The sequence below is a fragment of the Silvimonas amylolytica genome, from assembly GCF_014645555.1.
GTDB lineage: Bacteria > Pseudomonadota > Gammaproteobacteria > Burkholderiales > Chitinibacteraceae > Silvimonas > Silvimonas amylolytica.
This window is the reverse complement of sequence record NZ_BMLY01000005.1, coordinates 82,324-99,373: the sequence shown is the minus strand read 5'-3', so window position 1 is coordinate 99,373 and position 17,050 is coordinate 82,324. Positions and strand designations below refer to the sequence as shown.

The 17,050-nt window shown below is 57.7% G+C and carries 14 protein-coding genes; 4 read left to right on the top strand and 10 right to left on the bottom strand.

The features are described from left to right. Positions 1 to 82: 82 nt before the first annotated feature. Together IEX44_RS14765 and IEX44_RS14760 are read right to left on the bottom strand one after the other, a co-directional pair. The gene (locus IEX44_RS14765) at positions 83 to 463 is read right to left on the bottom strand and encodes a VOC family protein (RefSeq protein WP_188695464.1); all 381 of its coding nucleotides are present in this window, start codon (positions 461 to 463) and stop codon (positions 83 to 85) included. A 20-nt stretch (positions 464 to 483) separates the two neighbouring features. Then, entirely contained in the window at positions 484 to 840 is a 357-nt protein-coding gene (locus IEX44_RS14760) for an antibiotic biosynthesis monooxygenase (protein ID WP_188695461.1), read from the bottom strand. Positions 841 to 925: 85 nt separating this feature from the next. Here IEX44_RS14760 and soxR point away from each other — a divergent pair, with 85 nt between their 5' ends. After that, positions 926 to 1,387 carry a redox-sensitive transcriptional activator SoxR gene (soxR, locus tag IEX44_RS14755; RefSeq protein ID WP_188695460.1) on the top strand — a complete coding sequence of 154 codons (462 nt, stop codon included), beginning with the start codon at positions 926 to 928 and terminating at the stop codon, positions 1,385 to 1,387. Between the two features lie 139 nt (positions 1,388 to 1,526). Then, positions 1,527 to 3,140: a methyl-accepting chemotaxis protein gene (locus IEX44_RS14750; RefSeq protein WP_188695457.1), complete on the top strand. Its 1,614-nt coding sequence runs from the start codon at positions 1,527 to 1,529 to the stop codon at positions 3,138 to 3,140. A 144-nt stretch (positions 3,141 to 3,284) separates the two neighbouring features. On the opposite strand, the gene IEX44_RS14745 is transcribed toward IEX44_RS14750, so the two are convergent. From IEX44_RS14745 to IEX44_RS14715, 7 genes are all read right to left on the bottom strand, one after another. Further along, positions 3,285 to 3,545 carry a hypothetical protein gene (locus tag IEX44_RS14745; RefSeq protein WP_188695454.1) on the bottom strand — a complete coding sequence of 87 codons (261 nt, stop codon included), beginning with the start codon at positions 3,543 to 3,545 and terminating at the stop codon, positions 3,285 to 3,287. A gap of 144 nt (positions 3,546 to 3,689) precedes the next feature. Then, complete coding sequence (locus IEX44_RS14740; protein WP_188695451.1) at positions 3,690 to 5,348, bottom strand: alkaline phosphatase family protein; 1,659 nt, start codon at positions 5,346 to 5,348, stop codon at positions 3,690 to 3,692. Between the two features lie 95 nt (positions 5,349 to 5,443). Then, positions 5,444 to 6,727, bottom strand: a complete 1,284-nt coding sequence (locus IEX44_RS14735; protein WP_229679184.1) for a sensor histidine kinase — start codon at positions 6,725 to 6,727, stop codon at positions 5,444 to 5,446. Between the two features lie 56 nt (positions 6,728 to 6,783). Next, on the bottom strand, positions 6,784 to 7,449 hold the full coding sequence (locus IEX44_RS14730) for a response regulator (RefSeq protein WP_188695444.1): 666 nt from the start codon (positions 7,447 to 7,449) through the stop codon (positions 6,784 to 6,786). Positions 7,450 to 7,530: 81 nt separating this feature from the next. Then, positions 7,531 to 8,145 (bottom strand): undecaprenyl-diphosphatase, encoded by a 615-nt coding sequence (locus tag IEX44_RS14725; RefSeq protein ID WP_229679182.1) that lies wholly within the window; start codon positions 8,143 to 8,145, stop codon positions 7,531 to 7,533. Between the two features lie 197 nt (positions 8,146 to 8,342). Continuing rightward, the gene (locus IEX44_RS14720) at positions 8,343 to 10,061 is read right to left on the bottom strand and encodes a hypothetical protein (protein ID WP_188695441.1); all 1,719 of its coding nucleotides are present in this window, start codon (positions 10,059 to 10,061) and stop codon (positions 8,343 to 8,345) included. A 321-nt stretch (positions 10,062 to 10,382) separates the two neighbouring features. Next, the gene (locus IEX44_RS14715; protein ID WP_188695439.1) at positions 10,383 to 10,766 is read right to left on the bottom strand and encodes a hypothetical protein; all 384 of its coding nucleotides are present in this window, start codon (positions 10,764 to 10,766) and stop codon (positions 10,383 to 10,385) included. Positions 10,767 to 11,160: 394 nt separating this feature from the next. Here IEX44_RS14715 and IEX44_RS14710 point away from each other — a divergent pair, with 394 nt between their 5' ends. Next, positions 11,161 to 12,780 carry a methyl-accepting chemotaxis protein gene (locus IEX44_RS14710; RefSeq protein WP_188695436.1) on the top strand — a complete coding sequence of 540 codons (1,620 nt, stop codon included), beginning with the start codon at positions 11,161 to 11,163 and terminating at the stop codon, positions 12,778 to 12,780. Positions 12,781 to 13,012: 232 nt separating this feature from the next. After that, the gene (locus IEX44_RS14705; RefSeq protein WP_229679180.1) at positions 13,013 to 15,736 is read left to right on the top strand and encodes a bifunctional diguanylate cyclase/phosphodiesterase; all 2,724 of its coding nucleotides are present in this window, start codon (positions 13,013 to 13,015) and stop codon (positions 15,734 to 15,736) included. Positions 15,737 to 15,871: 135 nt separating this feature from the next. Here IEX44_RS14705 and IEX44_RS14700 read toward each other — a convergent pair whose 3' ends face one another. Beyond that, entirely contained in the window at positions 15,872 to 16,990 is a 1,119-nt protein-coding gene (locus IEX44_RS14700; protein WP_188695432.1) for an ABC transporter substrate-binding protein, read from the bottom strand. Between the last annotated feature and the right edge of the window lie 60 nt (positions 16,991 to 17,050).

The following is a 17,050-nucleotide window of genomic DNA, read 5'->3' as shown; positions in this document are numbered from 1 at the left end:
AAGGCAGTGCGGCTGATGTGCGGCCCTCCAGTCCCCCACAGATCAACCCGCATTGAGAATGCCACCGGGTGTATTGGACAGATCAAGCCGCCCCACGCTGAAACAGCGCGTCACTGTTTTTCAGCTCACAGCGATTGCCATCGGGGTCATGAAACACGCCAATCACACCCCATTCAAAATGCATCACCTGAATCAATACGCCTTTAGCGCGTAATGCTTCGGCCGTCGCTTCCACCTCTTCAACGTTAAACCGGATCACGACCGGATTTTCACCACGGTGCTTCTCAGACTCTTTGGCAATGCCGCCCGATTCGACCATGAGATATGCATGACCAAACTGCAAACAGGTCAAGGTTGGCTTTGAGAACAGAATGGGAAGACCCATGACCTCATGATAAAAACGGACACATTGTTCATAACGTCCGGTCAATAAAACGATCCCTGACTTTTCAATGTTCATCATTCTTTTTCCAGTGATTGAGATCAAGCCAGGCCGTAAATCCCGAAGTCCGCCGTTACCCCCAGTTTTTGTATAAACGCAGACGGTTCAAATCCTTCGCTGGCATAGATCTGTTGCACCACCGCTTTGGCGGCGGCCATTCCTGCTTCGTTGTGCCATTGCACCAGCGTCAGTACGCGGGTGTGGGTGGCGTCATGCTGGCGCGTCAGCACCAGGTGGTGTTCGCAGCCGGGCATTTCGTGCAGCAAGGCGTCAATGCGGTGGGCTTGTTTCATGAACGCCGGCAAAACCTGGTCTGGCACGACAAACTGGTCAATCCGAAAGACAGCGGACGGGTTAGCAACCGGAACGGGAAGATGGGCAAGCCTGGTCGAAGTCATGGTGGTCTCCAGTAGACAAGCGGGCAGTGCACCCGCACCAACACAGCCTAGAATCTCAAGTTAACTTGAGGTCAAGAGGTTTTTCATGACACTGGAAGAGATGGGTATTGCCAGCACACTCACAGTGGGTGAAGTGGCATGTCGTGCCGGGGTGGCTGTCTCTACCCTGCATTTTTATGAGACCAAAGGTCTGATCAGTAGTCACCGCAGCGCCGGCGGACAACGCCGTTATGGCCGGGATGTATTACGGCGGGTGGCGTTTATCCGGGTGTCGCAACGCGTGGGTATCAGCCTGGCGGATATAGCCGCAGCACTTTCTGCCTTGCCCGGGCACGCCGCGCCCAGCCGGGAAGACTGGACCCGTTTATCGCAACACTGGCGTGCAGACCTGGATGCACGGATCGCGCAATTGCAAAAACTGCGTAATGAACTGGATGACTGCATCGGCTGCGGCTGCCTGTCGATCGACCGCTGCCGGTTGCGCAACCCGCTGGATGAACTGGGCCGACAAGGGCCGGGGCCGCAACGGTTGTGGATCAAGACCTGACCTGCCAACCCCGGCAGATAGATAGCCATCTATATCTATCTATATTTAGTGATCACCGTATCTGCCTGCGGCTGCAAAAACCCAAAGCTGCCCTATGTTTAATGCATCACCCGTTTGATCAATAACAAGGGACCCTCCCATGACCCTGCGTTCTCGCCTTATTACTATGGCTGCGCTCATGTTGGGCGTGTGTCTGGTTTTCATTGCCAACAATCTTTACGGGCTGCACCGGATGGCGCGCTTGCAAGATGCGGGCGTGCAAAGTTTCCAGGAGGCCGCGCAAGTACAACGCGCCGTCGGGATGAGCGCTGCGTTGTATCAGGTGATCGCGGATGCCGTGATCAACCACGACCTCGCTGCCTCTGACAAAGAGTGGGCTGACACCAGGGCCGAAGCGCAAAAACAGTTGGCTGACGTACAAAACCTGGCGCAAAGCCCGCAGGCCAGACAATCGGCCCAGGCGGCACAAGCGGCATTGAACCAGTATCTGGATCTATACGAAAAACAGTACCGTCCGCTACTGGCTGCCCAGCCCATGGATTTCGAAGCCATCCGCAAGGTCGATGGTCAGATTGATGGCATCCGCGACACGCTCGAACACAACCTCAACCAGATTTCGACCGAACTGAACCAGACCGCAACGGACTCTGATCATGAGTTCGACAGTACCCAAAAAGAGATGGAAGCGACATCCATCATCATCAGTGTCATTGCCGTCGCGGTGCTCAGTATTTTGCTGTTCTATACCGGCCGCGCCATCTTTGGCCTCTTGGGGGGCGAGCCCGCTGTCGCTGCCAACGTCGCCAAAGAAATTGCCGGTGGCAATCTGGCGGTACGCGTGCCGCTGGCCGGGAGTGATCGCACCAGCCTTCTGGCTTCCATGGCTGAAATGCGTCAGCAATTACATGCCTGGGTTACCCATTTATCACGGGCCAGCCATACGCTTGTGACCGCCGGGCAATCGCTCACCAATGTGGCCAGCGCGGTGTCCAGTGCCGCTGAAGAACAAAGCAATGCCAGTTCTGCAATGGCCGCAACGGTGCAGCAACTGACCGTGTCGATCAACCATGTCTCCAGCAGCGCCGAACAAACCGCGCAATCGGCCCGCGCAGCGGGTGAACAGGCGCGGATCGGCGCAGAACAGGTTGAGGGCGTGGTGACCGAGATCGACGCCGTCAACAAAAGCGCCCAGACCGCCGCACAATACGTGCGGGAACTGGGTGATAACTCTGAACGCATTGCCGGCATTGTGCATGTGATTAAAGAGATCGCCGGTCAGACCAATTTGCTGGCCTTGAACGCGGCCATTGAAGCGGCCCGCGCTGGCGATGCCGGCCGCGGTTTTGCTGTGGTGGCCGATGAAGTGCGCAAGCTGGCCGAAAAAACCGCCAGTGCCACGGTCGAGATCACCCAGATGATCGACATGAACCAGCAATCCACCAATGCGGCAGTGCGCGAAATTGCCAACAATACGGATCGCGTGAACTCTGCCACCGGCCGCGCCACAGAGGCCGGTGCCGGCATGGGTGTGGTGCGTACCAGCAGCACGGAGTTGATGGAACACATCGGTGTGATTTCCGGCGCGCTGCGTGAGCAAGCCGAGGCCAGCAATCAGCTGGCGGTAAATATTGAGCGCATTGCCAATGGCGCCAGCGATGGCAGCCGCCGTGCAGCGGAAGTACCGGCTGCCGTGGCCGAGATCACGCGGATTTCAGGCGAGCTGGACAAAATGATTGCGGATTTCAAACTCTGATGGACGCCGCGCTCTGCGTGCCAGCGTTCTCCGGCAGGTCAAAGCGCTGGTAACACACCCAAAAAAACGGGCGCGTGATCTGCGCCCGATAGTCAGTCCACTCCGAATTACCCTTGCTGGCGGTCGGCTCAAAGGCCGACTGGCCTAAACCTTGATGTCGACGTTCTGACCACTATTGCCAATCACCAGTGATGAGCGCTGTCCGGCGTTGTCTGCCGCATTGCTGGCTGTTTTGGCTTCTTTGGCTTGCAGGCGTTGCGCCTGATGATCGCCCTTGCGGGCTTCTTGTGCCGTTTGCGTCGGTGTTTCACGGGCTTCTTGCGCAGCGGCCGTGAGCGCGCTGGTGCTACTGGATGACGAGGTGCCGCTATAGCTGCTGGTCACCGGGCTAAGGTTGACGTTCATATTGCCTCCTGTGCGGGTGGCCCCAAGCTCAGCGGGCCGTGTTATCAGCATGCAGGGGCAGACTTAGCCCAGCATTAGTCCAGGTTTTTACACCACAACGCGACGCCACCATCCCGTGCGTGACGCTGCGTTGTGGTTACCCGATCAGAAACCCAGACCTGGCAGTACCACGGTGCCTTCCACTTGCACTGCGTTCAGCAGTGTCGGGGCCACGCCCAGCGCCTTGAGCATGGTCGGTGCGACTTGCGTTGTGCCTACCGCATTGGTGTTGGTCGCTGCGGTCAGTGTCGGGAACGACACCAGCAAGGCGACGTGGCTATCGTCTGGCGCGTTCCCGCCATGTTCTGCGTCTTTTTTGGTGCTGCTGGTGTAGATCACGCCCGGGTTCGGCTGGACGATGATGTCGGGTGTACGGCCTTGTGCCGGATCACCAAACTTCGCGGCCAGTTGGGTACCAGACAAGATGTAGGCTTGCGCGTTGTTGGCGCAGATGCCGGTGCCGGTACAACCGTTGTTGGCGTTCAGCGTGGCCAGCACAGCGGAAAGCTGGCTTTGGTCACGCAGCCAGATCAGGCCCACATCGTCATCCTGCACCATGCCCGTACCGGCCAGACCGGTCCCATCGTTCAGGTTGCCGCTGGTGGTGGCGTTCTGGCCAAAATTACCGCTGGAATCCAGATAGTTGTTGGCCTCCAGCAGCGCCATCAGCGTGTCACCGTTTTTCACCAGCAGGCTATGGTCAGACGGCGACTGGCCGTGCTTGGCGGTAATGACAATCATGGTGCTGCTGTACAGGTTTTGCGCCTTGAGTTCAGCCACCATCTTGCCGATGGCGGTATCCACGTAGCTGATCGCCGCAGCCACTTGCACGCCTGGTGTGAATTTGGCATCGGTATAGCCGCCACCGCTGGCATTGGTCGCTTTCTGCGCCACGCTCAGCGTCTGGAAATTAGTGCCAAACAGCGTTGGTACGCTGGCCGTCACACCGGTCGAATCCTTGCCATCAATCTGGTTAATGATGGCCTGCACATGCAGGTTGTCGAAGGTCTCGGTGTGGGTATAGACGTCGGTGTAGTCCTTACCGGTGGCGGCATCAATCGAGTTGATTTCCGTGCGGGCCAGGTCATCCACCCCTTTGCCAGACGGGCCGTTCACCCAGTCGTAACCCCAGGCGTGCTTGTCGGCCCAGGCGGTACGCGCGCCTGGCAGGCTGGCCTTGATGACTTCAAACACGGTGTTGGTTTTGATGTAGTTGTGCGGATATACCGGCTGGCACACGCCATTCACTTTCTGATGCGGAATGGCATCCGGGTTGAACGCACCGCCACCGTCCATATGGATCAGCGAACCACCGTTCCAGGCATCGATGCCGGTGGTTTCATCAAACACCACATTCCAGCCTTGCGCGCCGGTGCAGGTGGTGTCGGTCGGTGCGTACAGGGTGCGGTCATAGGACACGTCGTAGAACAAGCCGGCTGTTTTGGGCGAACCGCCGGTCAACAATGCTGCCAGGCCTGGAAAAGAATCCGACAGGCCCGGCGTCGTGGCACCGGTATAGTTCACGCCGGTTTTGGCCAGTGCCGCCAGATTGGGGCAGGTATTGTTGGCCAGACAATTGACCATATCCTGCTGATGCATGCCATCCACGCTAATCAGTAACACGCGTTTGGCACTCACTGCCGCGCTAGATACCGGTGTGGGCGTCGGGGTCGGGGCGGAAACAGACGAAGAATCAGATGAGCCGCCGCAACCGGCCAAAGCCGCAGCCAGCACCGTCGCGGAAAAAACGTGAAGCGGTTTCATGCCATGTTCTCGCAGTGAGGGAAAGAAAGAAGATGGCGCAGCATATACAGCTGACATGAAACTGTATTTTCGTTTGTATTAGATGAAACTTAGAGTTACGAATGCAAGAAAGTGATACGCACACGCAGTCCGCTGTGCGTCAATGCGTCGGCCTCTTCCAGTGCGATTTTCGCTCTGGCGCGACCAACAATGGCTTGCACGATGGACAACCCCAGCCCGGAGCCCGTCTCATCTGAACCCAGCACGCGGTAGAACGGGTCGAACACCCGGTCTCGCTCGTGTTCCGGAATACCAGGGCCGGTGTCTTCGATCACCACGGTGACGGCGTCAGGCTCACACGCGACAGAAAGATCAATCCGCCCACCCGCTGGCGTGTAGCGGATGGCGTTATCCACCAGATTCTTGAGCAAGATGTGTAATTCCGCCGGATGCATATGCACCTCGGCTTCTGTCTCGCCCACAACACCGATGTCGATATTTTTCGCTTCTGCCAGCGGCAAGAGGTCTTCAAGCACGCGTCGGAAAATTTGCTGCACCGGCGTTGTTTCAGTCTGGGCATGGGCAGCGTCTTGTACCCGCGCCAGGGTCAGCAATTGATCCAGCAATTGCCGTGTGCGCTGGATGCCTCCCCGCAACGCAGCCAACCGTTCTTGCGCCGTGTCAGACATGGGTGCCGTACCCAGTCGTTCTGCCTGCAGCGACAACGCAGTCAGTGGCGAGCGCAATTCATGGGCGGCATCTGCCACGAAGCGGCGCTGCGCATCCATGGATTGCGCCACCCGTCCCAGTAGCCGATTGATGGCAACCAGAAACGGGCGTATTTCCGTGGGTAGCGACTCGGGTTTGATCGGGTGCAGTTCATGATCTTCGCGCTGATCGATCTCCCGTGAGAGTTCAGCAATCAGTTTGAACATATGCCGCACCAGCACGGAGACCACGACCAGCAACACCGGCACCAGCACCAGAAATGGCAGCAAGGTACGCAAGGCGCTGGCCCGGGCAATTTCATTGCGGATGTCGGTTTCCTGCGAGACCGCAATGCGCGCGCCGTTACTCAGGGTTTTGACCAGCACGCGATAGTCTTCATCTTCCGCAGTCACGGTTTGCAGGCCATCCGCCAGGGAGTCGGGCAAACCGGGAATAGCCATATCCACGTCAGCAGTGGTCGCATCATTGCGCTTGAGCTGCTGCACCACCACGCGGGAGTCTTCTTCCTCTTCGCTCAAGACACGGCGCGTGCCCGGTGCAGGCAAGGGCAAATGATGTTCATCGAACAACGATGCCACTTGCCGCAGCGTGTCGTCCTGCAATTCGTTGGCTTCTCCCTTGGCGTTAAAGAACGCAAATGTGCCTGCCACGATGGCAATCAGCACAATCACGGCGGAGAGCCATAAAGAAAGCCGGATTTGCAGCGAATTTCTGACGGGGTCTTTAATTACTCGCCCTTTGAAACCATCCATCCCACGCCCCGTACGTTCTTGATGATGGTGTTGCCCAGTTTCTTGCGTAACGAGTGAATGAGGAATTCGATCACATTACTTTCGACCTCCTCCCCCCAGCCGTAGATGCGGTCTTCCAGTTCCGTCCGCGAGAGGATGGCGCCCGGCCGGGTCAACAGGGCTTGCAACAACGCGAACTCACGGTTGGATAAACGGACGGCGTCGGCGTCTTTGACCTGTGCCTCACGCGTGGATGGGTCAAGCGTGATGATACCGTTGGTCATGACGGGTGAAACCACACCGTTCTTGCGGCGGATTACGGCGCGAATGCGGGCCAGCAGCTCGGCCATCTCAAAGGGCTTGAGCAGGTAATCATCGGCGCCGGCATCCAGACCATCAATGCGATCAGGCAACGCGTCCCGCGCGGTAATGATCAATACCGGTACCGCATTGCCCTGGCGGCGCAGACTTTGCAGCACACCAAGACCATCTTTGCCGGGCAAGCCCAGATCCAGCAATACGGCGTCGTAATACTGGCAAGCCACCGTATTGATCGCGATCTGTCCATTACGCACCCAGTCCACCGCGTAGGTTTGGTCCTTGAGTGCGGACTGGATGGCGTCACCAATCATGGGGTCGTCTTCGACGAGCAACACCCGCATGGGCCTTCTACTCCTGACGGATTCATGCATGTATGAAAGATGATTCGGGCTAGAGACGCAAATGCGCGTAGCCCGACGCTGCTATCGGCGCAACCAGTGTTGCGCAATCAGCGAAGAAAACATCAGGCGATACACACGCAATGCGAGGTTGAAGACCAGTGCCACCACATGCTCACGTTGTTGCATGCAAATGGCTGCACTCAAAAGGGAAACCACCAGCGCGCCCGCCATATCCAGCGGGAAATGCACGCCCAGGTAAATGCGCGCCCACGCGACGGGCAGACCCGCAAGCCACAACGCGGCACCCAGCCGGCGCGCTGACGGGTTCAGCAAAAAACTGCACGCCACGCTCCATAACAGCGTCAGGTGATCGCTGGGCATGGAGGCATCCGGTGCGTGCTCAATCCATGTGTGCCCCAGACCCATCACAAACGGGCGTGGGTGCGGCATTACAAGGCCCACAATCTGAGCCATCACCAAACCCAAAGCACCCGCCAGTGCGGCTTCCAGCGCCAGCCGGCGGATGGCCACATGGCCACTGAGCCAGCCCACAACCAGCATGGCGGGAATCAGCCAGATCAGCCCGTTGGCCGCGAATACAGCCAGCGGCATCATCACCGGGCCTGGCTGGCTGGCGGCATTCATCAGTAAAAACAAAGCACGGTTAGCGTGCTCCAGTTGGTCCAGCACCATCATGCGTGGCCTTGGCAAGCGGACATGGTTTTCTCCTTGGTACGGTCTTGCGTAAAACGTCCCGACCATACCGATGAAAACTTAGCGATGCCTGAGCCCTTGCTGGTATTTGTGCCAGTGTTTGCCCAAGAAAAAACCCGCCGATGAGCAGCGGGTTTCTGGCGTTCCGACCCGGCAACCCGGGTCGTGAGCTGGTTTATTTACTGGTTGTTGATGTTGTTCGGTGCTTTGGGCAGAGACTTGCTGGTGGTCAGCATCACGTTGCCAATCTGGCGATAGTTCATCAGGTTGGTGCCCGGTGTTTGCACTGCATAGCCGGCGAAGGTCATGGACAAATGCGTGGCATCAATCTGCACGGCGCTCGGCGCATACAGACGCTGCGCAAACCACGGCTGGGTCGGGATCACTGGCGTGTTGGCCGGAACCGTCACCGTATTCTTGTTGCCGCCCTGGTTGGTCGTGGTGATTGAGTTGATCGAAGCGATCGGGCTGTTGATGTCGTTGAACACCGTCCAGTTCTTCAGATCGGTAGACTCGGCATAGCCGATGTAGTGGAATGCATCAGAGTCGCCGTCCAGGCAGTTACCGCCAGAGAACAACAAGCCCCAGCGGCTACCATCGCCATTGATGTCGATCAGCGTACCGCGCGGGCTGATCCAGCGAGTCTTGTTGTAGTCCACCGAGGTCGGATCGTTCAGGCCGCTCACCACACCTTGATCGATGAAGTTGATGCCATCCATGGTCGTTGCCAGACGCACGTTGGAGATATCGTGGTTGGTCTTGCCGCTGAAAGGTGCCGCCGTACACTGGTTGGCGGTCGGCATGGCCGTGCTGCCCGTTTTGTCACCGTTCAGGATCTTCTGCACGTAGATCACCGTTGTCGGCTTGGTCGGGTCCGTATTCGGGACCACCGCCAGAATGCCATCCGGGTTCAGCAAGCCAACGGTTTGCTTGACCACGACCGGGTTGGTTGCGCCGGCGGTATTGGTCAGGGCCGTACTGATGGTGTTGATATCCTGGCCACCCGGGTTGGTGGTGTTGGTATTCCACAGCGGGAACTTGGCACTGGCCAGCGGCAGCGCGATCACGTTCAGCGGCGCGACATCTACCTGAGCCGGATCACGATTCAGGGTGTACAGCATCTGGCCCGTCGCCGCCGACGTTCCCGGCAATTGCAGGATGGACGCATGGCCCCAGCCATCATCGGCATCCGTTGAGGCAAACGTGCTGTGTACATCGGTCGGACAGGAACCCGGATTCAGTTCCAGTACGTTTTGCATGAAGTACCAGGTCTTGCCGTTGTCGTCGGATTCAGCAGCAACCACAGATTCGTTGATGTCTTTCGGACGCCAGTCAAACAGGCCAATCAGCGGCGTGCTGGTCGTGGTCACGTGGCCCGCGGTGGTCAGGTTGCTGGTGTAGACCAGCGGGAAATAGAACGGCGCCATGTTGACCATCGGGTCCGTGGGCGGCGTGACAAATGTGCCAACAGTCGCGTAGGAAATCCGTGTAGCCGGGCTGGCGGTAAAGTCGCAATAACCGTACGCAGGGTCCGGCACCGTGCCTGTGCTGAGGAATGGATTGGTCACATTCTGGGTGTTGTTGGCATCACCCACCAGCTTGTCCAGAGTAAATGGCGTACCGCCCGCGCCCTTGCCAATGGCCGTGCCCGAGTTGATTTTCGCGGCGATCGGGCTATTGCCGGCATCCAGCGACCACTTGATCGAAGCCGTTGCTGCAGACGGTGCCGGTGTCGGCGTGGGCGTTGCGCTGGAAGACGGCGCGGGTGTGGGGGTCGGTGTTGCGACCGGTGCCGAAACAGAAGTGGAACTACCATCGCCAGAGCTACCGCCGCAGGCGGTGAGTGCTGCGCTGCCGAGCACCAGCGTGCCCAGCATCATCATTTGACGCAATTGCATGAATACTCCCCGTATCTTGTGGATTGGTGAGTACGAGTGACAACGTTATGGTTTTTAGATCCAAAACTGGACGACAACTTGGGAAAGCCGCCAGAAAGGTGGGCGCATCATGCGAGTGAAATGTGACAGGAAGAAGACAGACACAAATATTGCTCAGGCAACAATATGCAGCCGGGGATACCTGAACATCAACACCGGTGCGGGCTATGTCTGGCTAAAACGACGTCGGCAAAAAGGTCGTTAACATGTGTCATAACATGCCAAAAGATACAAAAAAGCCCGCAAAATGCGGGCTTTTGATACTGCAGACTTCAAACGTGTTTAGTTGAAGGCGGTACGTTCGTTGATTTGCGCAGCAAAGTTCTGTTCTGCGTTTGCAGCCACTTGCCACTTGGCGGCGGTTGCCGGGGTGGCCGGTTCAACAGCGTGGGTGCTGAACGGTGCGCGACCCGGTTGTTGCTTGGGTTGCGAGGTAAAGTTCTGATCCGCAGCAGCAGCACGTTGCCAGGAAGCCAGCACTTGTGGCTTGGCTTCGGTCACGCGGCCGCTGAACGGGGCACGACCTGGTTGCTTGTCGATCTGGGCGCTGTAGTTCTGAGCGGCACCAGCAGCACGTTGCCAGGGTTGCAGATCAGCAGCTTGTGCCGACAGGGCGGCGGTAGCAGCAACAGCAGCAAAAACGATGGAAGCAGTAAACTTGTTCATGATGTTTCTCCGTAGATTGATGTTGAGCTGTCGTTGTTTTGTTTCCGACATTGGTGCTCATAATACGTAACTCAATTACGTAGAAAAACTACCAAACCGTTGTTTCACTGATTCCTCTGTGTTGATAATCCAGCACTGCCAAATCCCTGGTTTTGCGGGGTAAATTCCTTTTTCAATGCGGCCTGACAGCCCGCCATACGCTTCTTTTTCCTGTTTCAGACAGATTGCAGTACGTGCCGCTTGTCTCCCCTGGCAAATTCTGCGCAATTGCCTAGAACCAATGCATAACCGTTCATAAAACGCGCCCGCGCCGTTGTATGGCTGTCTCTGGGTTGCCGCATTCACGTGCCTTGACTGTCACCGATATCCGGACCAACGTTTTCAGGATCAAGCCATGAAGATCAGTACGCGCATTGCCGCTTTGCTCGCCCTTGCGGTGGCGGGCCTTGTTATTGTCTCTGTCTGTTCTTTTGTCGCCTTCAGTCATCTAAAGAGCAATGTGTACGACATTGCGGAAAACACGGTCCCCAGCGAAACGCTTATTTTCAGAATCAAAACAGCGGTCGGACGCGCCCGGTTGGCAGCGGTACAGCGGCTTTATTTTGAAGGCGACCAGACCCAGCGTGATCAGCGCTTGACCCAGCAACTGGCCGAGATCGATGGCCTGTTCAAGAAGTACAAAGATGACGGCATGATCTCGGACGACAAAGATCAAGCCGGGCTGGATGAAAACCTGGCCTTGTACAACCAGTGGGCTGGGCTGGCGCGCAAATACGCGGTGGGCGTTGATGCTGCGCGGATGGATGAATCACGCCGTGTTTTCCAGGACCAGGCCGCACCATTGGCAGAAAAACTGTCGACACGTCTTGATGCCTGGACGGATTACAACGACAGCCTTGGCAACGCCGCCAAAGACGCTGCGTACAGCACCATTGCCAGTTCCCGGGTGATTTTGACCAGCGTGAGCGCCGTGGCCATCCTGGCCATGCTGGTGATTGGCATCTGGCTGTACCGCAGCATCACTGCGCAGATTTCCGGCTTGCAGAATCTGGTCACCGGTATTGCACAGACGCTGGATTTCACCCGCCGTTCCCACTCCAGTTCACATGATGAAATCGGCCGTACGGCCTCGGCAATCAATCATTTGCTGGGCACGGTAGAAGACAGCATGCAAAAAATCCTGGCGGCCACCGGTGAGGTATCGACCATGGCCAGCAGCATGTCAGGTGCGGCCAACGCGGTGGCCACCAGTTCAGTCCAGCAAAGCGATGCCGCCAGCAATATGGCGGCTGCCGTGCAGGAGGTGACTGTGAGTATCAACCATGTGTCAGAGCAGGCTCGCCAGGCCGCAGATGCATCCAGCCGCTCTGGCGCGCTGGCAAGTGAAGGCGAGCGCGTGATCGGCCAGACCACCAGCGACATGCGCAATATCCAGCGCACGATCGAAGCGGCAGCCGGCAAGGTGGGTGAGGTGCAAACCAGCAGCCAGCAAGTCGACTCGGTTTTGCAAGTCATCAAAGACGTCGCCGACCAGACCAATCTGCTGGCCCTGAACGCCGCCATTGAAGCCGCCCGCGCCGGAGATGCCGGGCGGGGGTTTGCCGTGGTAGCCGATGAAGTGCGCAAGCTGGCAGAACGCACGGCTTCATCCGCCATCGAGATCCGTACCATCGTGCAACAGATGCAAAGCACCAGCCACGATGCCAACACACAAATGGTCGATGCAGTGGAAATTGCCCGCAGCGCGGTCGAACGGGCGGCCCAGGCAGAAAGTTCGATCTCAACCATTCGCCAGTCATCCAGTACCGCCGTAGAACTGGTTGGACAGATTACGAATGCGATTGCCGAACAAAGCGCCGCCAGCAATGTGATCGCCAATCAGGTGGAAAACGTGGCGCAAATGACCGAGCACAACAGCGAATCTGCCCAGAGTACCGCGCGTTCTGCGGATGCCCTGCAGCAGATTGTGTCCCGCCTGACGTCGGAAATCGGGCGGTATCGACTAGCATCTTGAGCCGTTTTGTCACATAACACGGCTATCTATCTCATTGATAACAGGTTTCCCGGCGTGACAGAAAGACCTGGCGTACGAAGGCCCGTGGGCAAAAAATTGCCTGCGGGCCTTTGGGTCGGGTTCATCTGCCTGCCCATGACAGGGCCCTGCCCACCTCCCGCATCGCCAAAAGTGCTGTGCTATAACAGGTTCAGGCCCACCTTCTCTGAGCCATAACCAGAAAGCGCCCGCCATGACCGCTCCAAGGAGCCCGTTGGTCAGCAGACTCGTCGCCGGCTTAGTGCTGTTGAATGCGTTTGTCTATGTCCTGGTGGCCGCAGCGCTTTGGCAAAGCCATCAGCAGTACGAACGCCAGGCCGTCCAGGCAACACAGAATCTGGCGCAGTCGCTGGCCATCAATGTCTCTGGCACCCTCAAGAAAATTGATGTCGGGTTGTTTTCCATCGCCACCGAGACAGAACGCCAACTGGCGCATGGCGCTATCGACGCCGAATCGCTCAACCGGTTTATCTACGCTCAGCACCAGTTGATTCCGGAAGTCGAAGGGCTGCGCGTCACGGATGCGCACGGCCAGGTCTTGTATGGCGACAAAGTGCCGCCCGGCCCGGCGCGCAATGTGTCTGACCGCGAGTTGTTCCAGCGACTGGCAGCGCACAACACGCGTGAAGCACAAATTTCAGATTCAGTCGTCAGCCGCGTGACGGGCGCCTGGTCGATGGCCATTGCACGGCGGATTACCACACCAGACGGTGCGTTCGCCGGCATTGTTTATGCGCTGCTGCCCCTGGACTGGTTCAACAGCCTCTATCACCCGTTTGACCTTGGTCCGCATGGCATGATTTCCATGCGCGATAAAGAACTGCGAGCCTGGTTCCGGCTGCCCTCAGTCCCAACCATGAATACGCCCGATGGCCGGGCCATTGTCTCGCAAACCACCGCAGATTTCGTCCACGGGCATCCGGAAGGTGCGACGTATGAAACCGTGGTCAAGCTGGACAGCACGCGCCGGCGCATGTCATTCCGGCCAGTGGATGGCCAACCGTTGTTCATTTTTGTCGGGCAGGCCACCGAGGATTACCTGGCCTCCTGGCGCCAGGAAGTCATCGCAGCGCTGCTGTTATCGCTGATTTTCTCGATCATCAGCATTCTGATCACACGGCATGCTTATCGCACCCGGCTGGCTGAACTGGAGTCGATTGAAGCGCTGAGTACGAGCCGTGAAGAATTACTACGCTCTGAAACACGGTTTCGTACGCTGCATGAAGCCACCATTGATGCCGTGTGGCTGCGCGACAAGGACTACCACATGATCGACTGCAACCCTGCGGCCATCCGCCTGATGGGGGCACGATCACGCGCAGAACTGATGCAAACCGCCCCGGATGATCTGTGGCCCCCGATCCAGCCGGATGGCACGCCCTCCTGGATGAAACGCGATCAATGCCTGGCGCAGTTGCGGCGGGACGGGAATATCCGTGTTGAATGGGTCTACAAACGCCTCGATACCGGCGCGCCGTTTCCGGTAGAAGTGCTGATGACCAGCCTGATGCTGGATGGGCACCCGCTATTGCAAATGGTTGTGCATGACATCAGCGAACGTAAAGCGGCCGAGGAACAGATTCGTCATCTGGCTTATTTTGACTCACTGACCGGCCTGCCCAACCGCCGTCTGTTGATGGACAAACTGGATCAGGCATTGGAAGCCAGTGGTCATTCTGGCCAGTTTGGCGGGTTGATGATCCTCGATCTGGACAACTTCAAACTACTGAACGACACGCGCGGTCATGAGATTGGTGATCGCTTGCTAGTGGCCGTGGCCCAGCGGCTGATGCAAACCGTAGAGTCATCTGGCATGGTCTGCCGCCTGGGCGGTGATGAATACGTGGTTATCCTGGAAAACCTGGGGCATGACCATGCGATCGCACATCATCATGCCGAAACCCGCACCGAGATTATCCGCGCCGCGCTGGATCAGACCTGGCCATTGCAGGACGATGATCTGCCCTTTCATAGCACGTCGAGCATTGGCGTCACGCTGTTTCAGGGGCAAGACACCGAAATGCGGACCCTGCTCAAACAAGCTGATGTCGCGCTGTATCAGGCCAAAGCCGCCGGGCGTAACGCTTTTTGTTTGTTCAGCCCGGCGCTGCAAGATGTAATCGACACCCGCTCGTCTCTGGAGTCCGCCTTGCGGGGTGGGCTGAACCGGGCCGAGTTCCAGCTGTATTATCAGCCGCAATTCAGTCTGGATCATGGTTTGTTGGGCGCGGAGGCATTGTTGCGCTGGTCCCCGGAACACCATCCGGCCGTCTCGCCCGCCGTGTTTATTCCGGTCGCCGAGGAAACCGGGCTGATCCTGCGGCTGGGCCAGTGGGTGCTACATACCGCATGCGAACAACTGGTGCGCTGGGCCCAGCAACCCCAAACGCGTGATCTGAAAATTGCCATCAATGTCAGCGCCAGGCAGTTTCACCGGCCGGATTTCGCGGCACGAGTACGCAGTGCGCTAGAGGCCACAGGCGCCAACCCGGCGCGGCTGCAACTGGAGCTCACAGAGAGCGTGGTGCTGGAGAAGGTCGGCGAAGTGGTCGAACGCATGCAGCAGATTCGCCAACTGGGTGTGACGTTCTCACTGGATGACTTTGGCACCGGGTTCTCGTCACTGTCTTATCTCAAGCAACTCCCGCTGGACCAGATCAAGATCGACCAGAGCTTTGTCCGCGACCTCATGAGCAGTGGCAACGACGCCGCCATTGTCCGCGCCATTGTTGGTATTGGTCGCTCACTGGGTTTGCAGGTGATCGCCGAAGGCGTGGAAACACAAGATCAACTGGTGTATCTGACCAGTATGGATTGCCGGGCTTTCCAGGGGTACCTGCTGGGCCGACCTGTGCCCATGCGTGATTGGCAACGCACCTGGCATGACTGGCATCATCAAGACGCACAGACCGGTTAAGCCGTTGATCAGCAATTGAAAAAGAAAAAAGGCCCGCACTACGCGGGCCTGAGTAACTGCATTGTTGGGAGTCAGAGCAAATGCACTTCTACTTCTACAACGCGTACAACAAGGTTTACGGCGAAAACGGACGCGCTAGCGCGTGAGCGTGCCTGTGGCAGAAATCATGGTCAGTTCTACAAAACCGGAACCCAAACGCTTTTTGTCGCTGAAATCCACGATGTAACCCCCCAGGTCATACCGTTTCATGTCATTGAGCGCCTGATAGACCGTGGCACGCGTCGGGTTCTTGCCTGCACGCCGTAGCGCCTCGGTCAGGATACGGGCAGAGATATACCCCTCCAGCAAGGCATAACTGGGATATTCGCCTGACTTGAGAAATGCATCGGCATCTTGCTGGAAATCACGCACGATCTTGAGCTGGGCATTGGTCGGTGCCGGGAATACCTGGGACAGCCCCAGCCCATGGGCCACGTTCAGACCGGCCTGGCGGGTGACTTCATCAAACTGGATGGCCGACAACCCATACAGTTGCGACGTACCACCCGCAGCCTTGAACTGCCTGGTGAAGGTTGCAGCAGGTTTGGAGATCGCCACCATGATCACCGCTTCCGGATTGAGCCTGGCCAGATCAGTGGCCGCAGCTGCCGTGTCGCCCGTGTTGCGGTCATACCAGGCTTCGCCCGCCAGTTGCATGTTATGGCGTGCCAGTTCGGCCTTGATCGCGGTGTAACCTGCTTCACCAAAACTGTCTTTCTGAGCCAGCACGGCAATGCGTTTAATCCCCAGCGAGCGATGGAGCAACACCACAATCTTTTCGACTTCCTGGCTATAACCCGCACGGGTCTGGAAGAAATACTGGCTGCCCGGATTGCGCACGCTTTCAGCGCCGGTATACGCACCAACCAACGGTACCCCCGCATTTTCAAGCGCTTTGGATTGCAACAACTGCTGGAGTGGCGCCGTCCCGTAATAACCCACCAGCGCCACCACGTTTTCTTTGTCGATCAACTCACGGGTATTGGCCATGGTCCGCGCTGGATCATAGTTGTCATCCCGCGTGATCAGGTTGATGGGTTCGCCATTGACACCCCCCTGCGCATTGACCCGACCAAAATAAATGGATGCACCCACCGCAAGCGCCTTGCCAGTGACGCTGGCCAGACCCGTGGTCGGCACGGATTCACCGATATTGATATCCGCACGGGCATTGAAAGCCAGCGTGGCAAGCATTGCACACATCAGTCGCTTCATGGCTTGAGTCTCCTGCGGCAAATGAAGGGCAAAACAAGGGCTACCCGGCCTGGAAACGGG

Coding starts and splice junctions, on each gene's coding strand:
- IEX44_RS14765 (WP_188695464.1), bottom strand. CDS start 463: ATGATGAACATTGAAAAGTCAGGGATCGTTTTATTGACCGGACGTTAT.
- IEX44_RS14760 (WP_188695461.1), bottom strand. CDS start 840: ATGACTTCGACCAGGCTTGCCCATCTTCCCGTTCCGGTTGCTAACCCG.
- soxR (WP_188695460.1), top strand. CDS start 926: ATGACACTGGAAGAGATGGGTATTGCCAGCACACTCACAGTGGGTGAA.
- IEX44_RS14750 (WP_188695457.1), top strand. CDS start 1,527: ATGACCCTGCGTTCTCGCCTTATTACTATGGCTGCGCTCATGTTGGGC.
- IEX44_RS14745 (WP_188695454.1), bottom strand. CDS start 3,545: ATGAACGTCAACCTTAGCCCGGTGACCAGCAGCTATAGCGGCACCTCG.
- IEX44_RS14740 (WP_188695451.1), bottom strand. CDS start 5,348: ATGAAACCGCTTCACGTTTTTTCCGCGACGGTGCTGGCTGCGGCTTTG.
- IEX44_RS14730 (WP_188695444.1), bottom strand. CDS start 7,449: ATGCGGGTGTTGCTCGTCGAAGACGACCCCATGATTGGTGACGCCATC.
- IEX44_RS14725 (WP_229679182.1), bottom strand. CDS start 8,145: ATGATGGTGCTGGACCAACTGGAGCACGCTAACCGTGCTTTGTTTTTA.
- IEX44_RS14720 (WP_188695441.1), bottom strand. CDS start 10,061: ATGCAATTGCGTCAAATGATGATGCTGGGCACGCTGGTGCTCGGCAGC.
- IEX44_RS14715 (WP_188695439.1), bottom strand. CDS start 10,766: ATGAACAAGTTTACTGCTTCCATCGTTTTTGCTGCTGTTGCTGCTACC.
- IEX44_RS14710 (WP_188695436.1), top strand. CDS start 11,161: ATGAAGATCAGTACGCGCATTGCCGCTTTGCTCGCCCTTGCGGTGGCG.
- IEX44_RS14705 (WP_229679180.1), top strand. CDS start 13,013: ATGACCGCTCCAAGGAGCCCGTTGGTCAGCAGACTCGTCGCCGGCTTA.
- IEX44_RS14700 (WP_188695432.1), bottom strand. CDS start 16,990: ATGAAGCGACTGATGTGTGCAATGCTTGCCACGCTGGCTTTCAATGCC.